The 10871-nt window shown below is 27.7% G+C and carries 8 protein-coding genes; 6 read left to right on the forward strand and 2 right to left on the reverse strand.

What is annotated here, in order from left to right; translation table 11 throughout:
* Positions 1-94 precede the first annotated feature (94 nt).
* The gene (gene pflA / locus QOZ93_RS05165; RefSeq protein WP_307355389.1) at positions 95-817 is read right to left on the reverse strand and encodes a pyruvate formate-lyase-activating protein; all 723 of its coding nucleotides are present in this window, start codon (positions 815-817) and stop codon (positions 95-97) included.
* Between the two features lie 78 nt (positions 818-895).
* Entirely contained in the window at positions 896-3142 is a 2247-nt protein-coding gene (pflB, locus tag QOZ93_RS05170; RefSeq protein ID WP_307355390.1) for a formate C-acetyltransferase, read from the reverse strand.
* A gap of 485 nt (positions 3143-3627) precedes the next feature.
* On the opposite strand from pflB, the gene QOZ93_RS05175 reads away from it, so the two are divergent.
* From QOZ93_RS05175 to lonB, 6 genes are all read left to right on the forward strand, one after another.
* On the forward strand, positions 3628-4485 hold the full coding sequence (locus QOZ93_RS05175; protein ID WP_307355391.1) for a hypothetical protein: 858 nt from the start codon (positions 3628-3630) through the stop codon (positions 4483-4485).
* Between the two features lie 58 nt (positions 4486-4543).
* The gene (locus tag QOZ93_RS05180; protein WP_307355392.1) at positions 4544-5323 is read left to right on the forward strand and encodes a sugar phosphate isomerase/epimerase family protein; all 780 of its coding nucleotides are present in this window, start codon (positions 4544-4546) and stop codon (positions 5321-5323) included.
* A 255-nt stretch (positions 5324-5578) separates the two neighbouring features.
* Complete coding sequence (gene tig / locus QOZ93_RS05185) at positions 5579-6871, forward strand: trigger factor (protein WP_307355393.1); 1293 nt, start codon at positions 5579-5581, stop codon at positions 6869-6871.
* 164 nt (positions 6872-7035) lie between these two features.
* On the forward strand, positions 7036-7620 hold the full coding sequence (gene clpP / locus QOZ93_RS05190) for an ATP-dependent Clp endopeptidase proteolytic subunit ClpP (protein WP_111941324.1): 585 nt from the start codon (positions 7036-7038) through the stop codon (positions 7618-7620).
* Positions 7621-7638: 18 nt separating this feature from the next.
* On the forward strand, positions 7639-8931 hold the full coding sequence (gene clpX / locus QOZ93_RS05195; protein ID WP_307355394.1) for an ATP-dependent Clp protease ATP-binding subunit ClpX: 1293 nt from the start codon (positions 7639-7641) through the stop codon (positions 8929-8931).
* Between the two features lie 147 nt (positions 8932-9078).
* Positions 9079-10785, forward strand: coding sequence for an ATP-dependent protease LonB (gene lonB / locus QOZ93_RS05200; protein ID WP_307355395.1), 1707 nt, complete (start codon positions 9079-9081; stop codon positions 10783-10785).
* Positions 10786-10871: the final 86 nt, after the last annotated feature.

Here is a 10871-nt window from a genome sequence, read left to right on the forward strand (position 1 = left end):
CAGTACTTTTGTAACTAACCTTTTAATTTATGTTAAAGATAAGGGGTGAAAGTTACAGAAGTACTGTTTTATATGTTATTTGATATATTTAAAGTTATATGTTTAATTTCTTATATAAGTAATTTTCAAGTTCTTTAGTCTTTATTTTATCCATAGGAGGTACATTTTCAAGTTTATAAGGAATATTTAAATTTGTATATTTATGTGTACCTATAGTGTGATAGGGTAGTAATTCTATTTTCTCTACATTATCAATGGTCCTTATTATTGTAGCAAGTTTATCAATATGTTCTATAGAATCTGTAATGCCAGGTACTATGACATGTCGTATCCAAACTTTATTTTTATTTCTTTTTATAGCATCTAAAAATATATAAAATTGTTTCATACTTTGACAAGTAAGTTTTTTAAAATTTTCTTCATCTATATGTTTTATATCTAAAAGGACTAGATCTGTATATTTTAAAATTTGATCATAGTATTTAGAAATTCCTATTCCAGATGTATCTATAGTGGTATGAATATTGTTTTCTTTACATAGTTTTAAACAATCTATTAAAAATTCAGGTTGCATAATGGGATCTCCTCCTGAAAAGGTAACTCCTCCACCTGATTTATCAAAATATGGTTTGAATCTTATAAGTTTTTTTAAAAGTGCTCCTGGAGTATATTCTGTTCCGCCAGAAAAATTCCAAGTATCAGGATTGTGGCAATAAGCACATCTGAGAGCACATCCTTGAAAAAATACTACTGTTCTAATCCCAGGACCATCTACAAGTCCCATACTTTCAAAAGAATGAATAAATCCTATGTTCATTATATCCTCCTAAACAAGTGAGAATAGCTTATAAGTATAAGCTATTCTCTAAGGTTATTTATTAAAACTGCATTTAAATTACATACAATCGTGGAAAGTTCTACTAATTACTTCTAATTGTTGTTCATGAGTTAATCTAACAAAATGAACAGCATATCCAGAAACTCTAATAGTTAAAGTAGGGTATTTTTCAGGATTTTCCATAGCATCTAATAATGTTTCTCTATTTAAAACATTAACATTTAAATGGAAAGCACTTTGAGAAAAATATCCATCTAATACTGAAACTAAATTATTTATTTTTGTTTCATCATCTTTGCCAAGAGATTCAGGTACTATAGAGAATGTATTAGATATACCATCTTGACAGAAGTTTCTGTAAGGTATTTTAGCAACTGAATTTAATGAAGCTAAAGCACCATTTTCATCTCTACCATGCATTGGATTAGCACCAGGCGCTAGTGGCTCACCGAATTTTCTTCCATCTGGAGTTGAACCTGTTTTTTTACCATATACTACATTTGAAGTAATAGTAAGCGCTGATAAGGTATGTTCAGCATTTCTATAAGTTGGATGTTTTTTTAATTCATCAGAGAAATGTTGAACTAAATATACAGCTAAATCATCAACTCTATCATCATCATTTCCGAATTTAGGGAAATCACCCTCTATTTCGAAATCAGTAGTTATTCCATCTTCATTTCTAATAGGTTTAACTTTAGCATATTTAATAGCACTTAATGAATCAGCAGCTACAGATAATCCGGCAATACCAAATGCCATGAATCTTTTTATACTTGTGTCATGAAGAGCCATTTGACCTGCTTCATAAGCATATTTATCATGCATGAAATGAATTGTATTCATAGTATTAACATAAAGTTCAGCCACATATGCAAGAACTTTTTTGTAATTTTCCATAACCTTATTATAGTCTAAAACATCATCTTCCATTTTTGAAATATTAGGTATTACCTCGATTAAATCACCATTTTTAGCTCTTTTAACTTCATCTATACCACCATTAATAGCATACAATAATGATTTTGCAAGGTTTGCTCTAGCTCCGAAAAATTGCATTCTCTTTCCAAGTTCCATAGCAGATACACAACATGCAATACCGTAATCATCACCATAAATAGGTCTCATTATATCATCATTTTCATATTGAACTGCATCTGTTGTTATAGACATTTTCGCACAATATTTCTTGAAATTTTCAGGTAATTTTTCTGACCAAAGAATAGTTATATTTGGTTCAGGAGAAGAACCTAAGTTATTTAATGAATGAAGGAATCTAAAAGAACTTTTAGTAACCAATGGTTTACCATTTAAACTAACACCACCAACAGATTCAGTAATCCATGTTGGATCGCCTGCAAATAATTCATTATATTCAGGTGTTCTAAGGTGTCTCACAAGTCTTAATTTTATTACGAATTGATCAATAAGCTCTTGAGCTTCTTCTTCAGTTAGTATACCTGATCTTAGGTCTCTTTCTATAAAACAATCTAAGAAAGTAGTAGTTCTTCCTATAGAAGTAGCTGCACCATTATTTTCTTTAACAGCGGCTAAGTATCCTAAATATACAAATTGAACAGCTTCTCTTGCATTTTTAGCGGGTTCAGAAATATCTATACCATAAGATAAAGCCATTTCTTTAATATCATTCATAGCTCTTATTTGCTCAGATACTTCTTCTCTGCATCTTATTAATTCATCAGTAGCAGGACCTTGAAAAGAATTTAAATCTTTTTTCTTTTGAGCTATTAAAAAGTTCATACCATATAAGGCTATTCTTCTATAATCACCTATAATTCTTCCTCTACCGTATGCATCAGGAAGTCCTGTTAATAAACCAACATGTCTAGCCACTCTAGTTTCTTCAGTATAAGCATCAAAAACACCCTGATTATGAGTTTTTCTAAATTTATTAAAATATTTTTCTATATCTTTATTAAGTTCATAACCATATGCTTTTAGAGATTGTTCTACCATTCTCATTCCACCATATGGATTTACTATTCTTTTTAATGGAGCATCTGTTTGAAGTCCTAAAATTACTTCGTTATCTTTGTCAATGTAGCCAGGTGAAAAATTATTTATACCAGAAACTTCATTAGTTTCAATATCAATAACCCCTTTTTTTATCTCTTCAATAATTAAACTATGTGCTTTATCCCAAACTTTGGTTGTCTTTTCGGTAGGTTTAGATAAGAAAGTATCATCACCTTCATAAAGAGTATAGTTTTTTTGAATGAAATCTCTAACATTGATTTCATCTTTCCAAAGTTGGCCTTTAAAATTTTCCCATTGTTTAAACATTAACATTCCTCCTGACAAATAAATTTATGAAAATAATATACATATAAATTTAAGGTGTAAAATATATGTAAATGAATAATAAATATAAAATGTTAATATAGAATAATTTGTTAAAAAAATATTAAATTTGAAAGCAAAAATTTTTTTGATTTATTTTTTATATAATTATTTTCACAAAAATATTATACACTACTTTAAACAAATTGTTAATAAGTAATTAAAATTTATACTAAAGATACAAAAAATTAAAATGATTTGAAAAAGTTACAGAAAGTTTATGGTATTTATATTAAAACTTATAATCGTGTTGATAAAAATATTGTTAATAAAATAACACTCAAAATCAATGTAATATGATCTAGTAACATCAATAAATATAATACAATAGTATATTATTTTGAATATGCAAAAAATAACTGCTATTTTAAAAAATTTGAGGTATAATAAAAAAGATAATGAAATTTTACAAGGAGGGAGAAAAACAATTGAAAAAACCAGATATTTTTAGTAAAGATTATGAAAAAAAGATGCAACAATTTAAAAGAAGAAAAATAATATATAGTGTATTGGTCATAATTTTAGTGTTTTTAATTGTAATGTCTTTCTTTGATAATTCATATATAGGGAGATATGTGAAAATTGGAATTAATAAAACTAAAAATTTATTTATATCTTCTAATAATGATAATAATAAGGAAGAAAAATTACAAAGTAAAATAGAAGTAAAAGAAAAAACAACTGAAGAAAAATTAAAAGAAGAAAAAGAAAGTAATAAATTAGAGAAAGAAATAAAGAAAAAAGAAGAAAATCAAATTGAAAAATTTAACATACAATTAAAACCACAGGTTGAAATATCAGGAGAAATACAAAAAGAAGATAATAAAAATAAGTTTATTAAAAGTTTAAATATAAAAGAAGGAATGAGTTATGAATTAGTAGAAGATAAAAAGAGTGCACTAATTTTCATTCCTAAGACTAGTGAAATGTTTTTAATTAATGTAAAAAAAGAAGTAGAAGATATATCTAACAATATATTTTATACTAAAAATAAAATGAAAATAGAAAGAAAGGTTAAACTTTCACAAGATCAAAGTTTTATTTGGACAGAAAAACCTCAGTTATATAAAAATAAAGTTTTTTATTTGAGTAAGTTACCTAATCTAAATAATAATAATAAATATTTTGTATGGATATATGATATAAAAAGCAAACAACATAAATGTATATATGATAATAGAATAAGAGGAAATGGTGTTGAATTTGGAGAAAAAACAAGTAAAGGAATCCAAGTGATATTAGATGGAAAATTATATTATTTAAATGAAGAGGGAAGAGTAATTTAAAAATTTACTTTATAGTAATTTAAAAGGCTTTTAGTATTATCGATAAAAGGAGAATTTTATGAAGGTAGGGGTATCATCTGCATGTTTTTATCCAGTAGTAAACACAGAAGATAGTATTGAACTTATGAAAAAGTTGGGGTTTGAGTTTGGTGAACTTTTTATTAATGCTCCATCAGAATATGAAGATGACTTTTTACAAATATTAAAAGAAGAAAAAGAAAAATATAATTTTGATATAGTATCATTACATGCCTTTTCTACGTTTTTTGAAATTTATCTTTTTGATTTACATGAAAAAAGAAGAAAAGATATGATGAAATATTTTAAAACTCATTGCAAGTTTGCTAAAACATTAGGCGCCCAATATTATACTTTTCATGGTGTGAGATGCGAAAAATTAACAAATCAAAGATTAAAGTTTTTAAAAGAAATATATGAAGAGTTAGCGTATATAGCTTTGGAGAATGGAGTAAAACTAGCACAAGAAAATGTATGTTGGTGCCAAAGTAAAGAAATAGATTTTCTATCTTTTTTAAAAGAAGAAATAAAATCACCTATATATTTTACTTTAGATTTAAAACAAGCTTATAGGGCAAAAATTTCATTGAATCAATATCTTAAAGTAATGGGGGATAGACTTGTAAATATTCATATAAATGACTATAAAGAAGATGAAACATGTTTATTGCCAGGTAACGGAAATGTTGATTATAAAAAATTATTCAAAAGTTTACAAAAACAAGGATATTGTGGAAGGACTATTATAGAGGTATATGGAAATAATTATAAGACATATAATGAACTTTCACAGGCTAAGAAGTTCTTAGAAAAAATTTAATATGTTCTAAAATATCACTAATTATAATATTTTATTACAAAATTTATATTTTTAAACTTTTTCAATTGTAAATTGTTGAAAAGTTAGTATATAATGAATTAAGTATATATAGTTAAGCATATATAATAAAATAGTGTATTTGTATATCTTAATAGGGTTATTATCCAAAAGGCTTATAAGGTTGTATGAATTTTATACCTATGGTATAATAACCTAGTTAGAATATGGATTCAGATCTAATAGGAGGAATAAAGGATGAACGTTAAAGTTGAACAAAAAGAGAAAAATATTATAGAACTTGAAATTACAGTAGAAGCAGAAAAATTTAATGAAGGTTTAAAGAAAGCTTATGCTAAAAATGCAAAGAAATTTAATATACCAGGATTTAGAAAAGGAAAAGCTCCTATACATATAATTAAGAAATTTTATGGTGAAGGAGTATTCTTTGAAGATGCTATAAATTATTGCTGTGATGCAACTTACCCACAAGCAATTAGTGAAAACAACATAAAACCAGTTGATTATCCAAAAATCGATATCGTTCAAATAGGTGAAGGAAAAGAATTTATCTATAAGGCAGAGGTTACAGTTTATCCAGAAGTTGAATTAGGAAAATATAAAGGTGTAGAAGCTAAAAAAGTTTCTTATGAAGTAACAGAAGAAGAAATAGACTCTAGATTAAAAGCAACTCAAGAAAGAAATGCTAGAGTTGAAGAAAAGAAAGATGGAGCTGTTGAAAAAGGTGATATAGCTGTAATCGATTTTAAAGGATTTATAGATGGTGTTGCTTTTGAAGGTGGAGAAGGTACTGATTTTGAATTAGAAATTGGTTCAGGAACATTTATTGATAACTTTGAAGATCAATTAGTTGGTTTAAAAGTTGGAGAAAAGAAAGATGTAAATGTTACTTTCCCAGAGGAATATGGCAGAGAAGAATTAAATGGTAAAGCTGCTAAATTTGAAGTAACTGTTAAAAATCTTAAATTCAAAGAATTACCAGAGCTTAATGATGAATTTGCAAAAGAAGTTTCAGAATTCGAAACTTTAAAAGCATATAAAGAAGATTTAAAGAAACAAATGGAAGAAGCAAATGCACAAAGAGCAGAAAGAGAATTCGAAGAAGCTATAATAGCTAAAGTTTGTGAAGATGCAAAAATTGATATCCCAGAAGTTATGGTAGAAAAAGAAATCAACATGATGTTAAGAGATCTTGAAATGAGATTAAAATATCAAGGATTAGATTTAGAATCTTATTATAAATACACAAACAATACAGAAGAAACTGTAAAAGAGTATATGAAAGAGAATGCTGAAAAGAGAGTAAAAACAGATCTTGTAATAAGTAAAATTGCTGAAGTTGAGAAAGTTGAAGCAACTGAAGAAGAAGTAAAAACAAAAGCAATGGAAATGGCTAAACAATATGGAGATAAAGATATTGAAAAAACAGCTGAAAAAATTGCTCAATCTCAAGGTGCTTATTTAAAAATAGATATAGTTAACCAAAAAGTTATAGATATGTTAGTTAAAGAAAGCAAAACTATAGCATAGTATATAATATAGATTAATTTTAAAAGTTGCCAGAGGAATTTGGCAACTTTTAAAAAACCTAAAAAAATTTTAAAAAATTAGTAATTTTATAATAAAATTCTAACTTTTGGTCAATAATTTAATTATTAACCTAATATGTAATTAAATTAAAGGAGGGGAATAAATTGAGTTTAGTCCCAATGGTAGTAGAACAAACAAACAGAGGAGAAAGATCTTACGATATTTACTCTAGACTTTTAAAAGATAGAATAATATTCTTAGGAGAGGAAGTTAATGATGTCTCCGCTAATTTAATAGTTGCTCAATTATTATTCTTAGAATCAGAAGACCCAGATAAGGATATTTATTTATACATAAATAGTCCTGGTGGTTCAATTACTGCTGGTATGGCTATTTATGATACAATGCAATATATTAAACCAGATGTTTCAACTATATGTATAGGTATGGCAGCTTCAATGGGTGCATTTTTACTAACAGCTGGTGCTAAAGGTAAAAGATTTGCACTTCCAAATAGTGAAATAATGATTCATCAACCTTTAGGAGGATTCCAAGGTCAAGCAACAGATATAGATATTCATGCTAAGAGAATATTAAGAATAAAAGATCAGTTAAATGAAATTTTAAGTGAGAGATCTGGTCAGCCATTAGAAAAAATTAAGGCAGACGTAGAAAGAGATAATTTCATGAGTGCAGAGGAAGCAAAAAACTATGGTTTAATAGATGATGTTATATTAAAAAAGAAATAAGCCTAGCGAGGTGTTGAAATGCCAAAATTTGATGATAAGAAACAACTAAAATGTTCTTTTTGTGGTAAAAATCAAGAACAAGTAAAAAGATTGATAGCAGGACCAGGTGTATATATTTGTGATGAGTGTATAGAACTATGCTCAGAAATAATAGCAGATGAATTAGATGAAGATGTAGAAATAGATCTTAAAAATTTACCAAAACCTATAGAAATAAAAGAATATTTAGATCAATATGTAGTAGGACAAGAAACAGCAAAAAAATCTTTAGCTGTAGCAGTATATAATCATTATAAGAGAATTAATTCAAATGTAAACGTAGAAGATGTAGAACTGCAAAAAAGTAATATTTTATTATTAGGTCCTACTGGTTCAGGAAAAACATTACTTGCTCAAACTCTTGCTAAGGTTTTAAATGTTCCATTTGCAATTGCAGATGCTACCACTTTAACTGAAGCGGGATATGTAGGAGAAGATGTAGAAAATATATTATTAAAATTAATCCAAAATGCTGATTATGATATTGAAAGAGCTGAAAAAGGAATAATATATATTGATGAAATTGATAAAATAGCTAGAAAATCTGAAAATCCATCTATTACAAGAGATGTGTCTGGAGAAGGAGTTCAACAAGCATTATTAAAGATTTTAGAAGGTACTGTAGCTTCAGTGCCACCTCAAGGGGGAAGAAAACATCCACATCAAGAATTTATGCAAATAAATACTTCTAATATATTATTTATTTGTGGTGGTGCCTTTGATGGTATAGATAAAATAATAGAGAAAAGAACTATAAAATCCTCTATAGGATTTGGTTCAGAGGTTCTTTCAAAACAAACAAAAGATATTGGTGAATATTTAAAACAAATAATGCCAGGAGACCTTTTGAAATTTGGGTTAATACCAGAATTTGTAGGTAGATTGCCTATAATAGTTACTTTAGAATCTTTAAAAGAGGAATCACTTGTTAGAATTTTAAGAGAACCAAAAAATTCATTAGTAAAACAATATACAAAATTGTTTGAAATGGATGATGTAGAGTTAGAATTTGATGAGACAGCTCTAAAAGCTATTGCAAAAGAAGCTATAGATAGAAATACTGGAGCTAGAGGACTTAGAGCTATTATAGAAGAAACTATGAAGGAAATAATGTTTGATATTCCATCAGATGAACGTATCGAAAAAGTTATAATAGAAGAGGATACTATAAATACGAAGAATCCAAAACTTATTATGGCAGAAAGCGGTGTAAGAACTCCATTAAAAAAAGTTAAAAAGAAAAAACAATTAGAAGGACCAGAAACGGCTTAGAATAGATTTTTATGAGTGAGGTATTTTTACCTCACTTTTTTTATATATTTTTATAAAGGTCCACATATTAATTAAGTAGTTTTGTTTATACCCTTTAAAGTTTGTCAATAATAGAAAATAACATATAAAATTATAAAGGGTGATAACATGCAAACAAATGTTTTGATATTAATAGAATTATTTGTTACTATGATTATAGGAATATATTTTTTTTCAGCGTTAAAAAATCAACAACTTTCTAAGTTTAGTAGTGTAAAAGAAGGGAAAAAAGAAATGGATAAGTTAAAGGAAATGAGAAATGTTTCCTTAACTCAACCATTGTCAGAAAAAAGTAGACCAACTAAATTTGAAGAAATAATAGGTCAGGAAGAAGGTATAAAAGTTTTAAAAGCGGCTTTGTGTAGTTCAAATCCTCAGCACGTTTTAATATATGGACCACCCGGAGTGGGAAAAACAGCTGCAGCAAGATTGGTTTTAGAGTATACAAAATCAATAAAAAACTCTCCTTTTAGAAGCAATGCTAAATTCATAGAAGTAGATAGTACAACTATAAGGTTTGATGAAAGAGGTATAGCAGATCCTTTAATTGGTTCAGTACATGATCCTATATATCAAGGTTCAGGGGCATATGGAAATTTGGGAGTGCCACAACCTAAGATAGGTGCAGTTACAAGAGCTCATGGAGGTATCTTATTTTTAGACGAAATAGGAGAATTACATCCAGTCGAACTTAACAGGCTTTTAAAAGTAATGGAAGATAGAAAGGTTTTCTTAGAAAGTTCTTATTATAATTCGGAAGATTCTAATATACCACAGTATATAAAAGAAATTTTTGAAAATGGACTTCCAGCAGATTTCAGGTTGGTAGGGGCTACTACTAGAAGTCCAGAAGAAATTAATCCAGCTATAAGATCAAGATGTGTAGAGATATTTTTTAAACCACTTATGGAGAATGATGTTAAACTTATAGCCCAAAATGTTCTTGAGAAGATTAATATGAAAATTGATGAAAGTGCACTGAAACTAGTAGGAGAATATTGTAATAATGGAAGAGAGACTGTAAATCTAGTACAATTATCATCTGGTTTAGCAAATGAACAAAATAAGGATAGAATAACAAAAGAGCAAATAGAGTGGGTAATAAATAATGGACAATATGTTAAAAGACCTGAAAAGAAAATCTTAGATATACCTAAAGTTGGATATGTAAATGGATTAGGGGTATATGGGTCTAATATAGGGGCATTGATGGATATAGAAGCCACAGCAATCAAGGCTAAAGTTGGTAAAGGAAATATAAATGTAACAGGTGTGGTGGAAGAAGAAGAAATTTCAACATCAAATAGTAAGCTTATTAGAAAAAGTAATGCAAAATGTTCTGTAGAAAATGTAGTTACAGCACTTAAAAATCTGGTTGGTGTAAATATAAAAGATTATGATATACATGTTAATTTTCCAGGAGGCATGCCAGTAGATGGACCTTCAGCAGGTATAAGTATTGCAACAGCTATATATAGTGCTATAACAGATAAAGTAGTAGATAATAAATTAGCTATGACAGGAGAAGTATCAATTTTAGGAGATGTTAAACCAGTAGGTGGAGTCAAAGAAAAAATAGAAGCTGCCCAAAAAGGAGGGGCTACTAGAGTTTTAATACCTATAGACAACTTTATGGAGGCTTATAAAGAAATGGATATAGAAGTTATACCAGTTAAAAGATTAAAACAGGTTTTAGATTTTGCTATAATGGATTATGGCAGTAAAAATAATATAGAAACTGCAGAAGGCATTATAGAGAAAGAAAAGGATTACGAAATTATATCTGCTAAATCTAGGGGAAAAGATAGAATATAGTTACTTTATCATATATATATAAAGTTAATTGAAAAAAATATTTTTTATAGGTATAATATATTAGGCGTAGTATTTAGTTGTTGAGA

It is taken from the genome of Hathewaya limosa, assembly GCF_030815255.1.
Lineage (GTDB): Bacteria > Bacillota > Clostridia > Clostridiales > Clostridiaceae > Hathewaya > Hathewaya limosa.

Excerpts from the sequence above, each read along its gene's own strand:
- tig (WP_307355393.1), top strand. The coding sequence starts at position 5,579 with ATGAACGTTAAAGTTGAACAAAAAGAGAAAAATATTATAGAACTTGAA.
- QOZ93_RS05180 (WP_307355392.1), top strand. The coding sequence starts at position 4,544 with ATGAAGGTAGGGGTATCATCTGCATGTTTTTATCCAGTAGTAAACACA.
- pflA (WP_307355389.1), bottom strand. The coding sequence starts at position 817 with ATGAACATAGGATTTATTCATTCTTTTGAAAGTATGGGACTTGTAGAT.
- pflB (WP_307355390.1), bottom strand. The coding sequence starts at position 3,142 with ATGTTTAAACAATGGGAAAATTTTAAAGGCCAACTTTGGAAAGATGAA.
- lonB (WP_307355395.1), top strand. The coding sequence starts at position 9,079 with ATGCAAACAAATGTTTTGATATTAATAGAATTATTTGTTACTATGATT.
- clpX (WP_307355394.1), top strand. The coding sequence starts at position 7,639 with ATGCCAAAATTTGATGATAAGAAACAACTAAAATGTTCTTTTTGTGGT.